The sequence below is a fragment of the Vibrio sp. 2132-1 genome (assembly GCF_033344315.1).
Window position 1 is genome coordinate 1 of record NZ_JAWPON010000501.1, and the last position, 622, is coordinate 622.

Annotated in this window: 1 protein-coding gene and 1 pseudogene; both read left to right on the forward strand. The window is 46.0% G+C overall.

Annotated elements, in window-relative coordinates:
* Window positions 1-107 (forward strand): annotated as a pseudogene (locus R8N47_RS26290) (YigZ family protein); the annotation flags it as partial.
* 46 nt (window positions 108-153) lie between these two features.
* Window positions 154-622 (forward strand): potassium transporter TrkG (locus R8N47_RS26295; protein ID WP_318186242.1); only part of this gene is annotated, 469 nt, incomplete at its 3' end.

Genomic DNA, 622 nt, shown 5'->3' on the forward strand with positions numbered 1-622 from the left:
TAATATTAGTGGTGGAAATTGAGCTTCGTGAAGTGAGCGCGTTTACCCAAGCTATCATCAATAAAAGTGGGGCAAAGGCAATTGTAACCCCACTCGACGGACAATAATGAAAACCAGGAAGCAACAGGGACAGCTTCGCTAGTCAATCAATCCATGCAATTTCGTTCAATTATTCGAATCGTCGGGCTTTTGCTCGCGCTTTTTAGTGTCACCATGTTGGCACCCGCACTGGTTGCGCTTCTTTATCGAGATGGCGCTGGTGTACCTTTTGTCACGACTTTTTTTGTGCTGCTTTTTTGTGGAGCGATGTGTTGGTTTCCTAACCGTCGGCATAAACATGAGCTCAAATCACGTGATGGCTTTCTTATCGTTGTTCTTTTCTGGACGGTTTTGGGCAGCGCGGGTTCGCTTCCATTTTTAATCGCAGATAATCCCAACATTTCTGTGACTGACGCTTTTTTTGAATCCTTCTCTGCTTTAACTACGACAGGGGCGACCGTTATTGTCGGACTTGACGAGTTACCTAAAGCGATTTTGTTCTACCGCCAATTTCTACAATGGTTTGGTGGAATGGGGATCATCGTACTCGCGGTCGCTATTTTGCCAGTGTTGGGCATCGGTG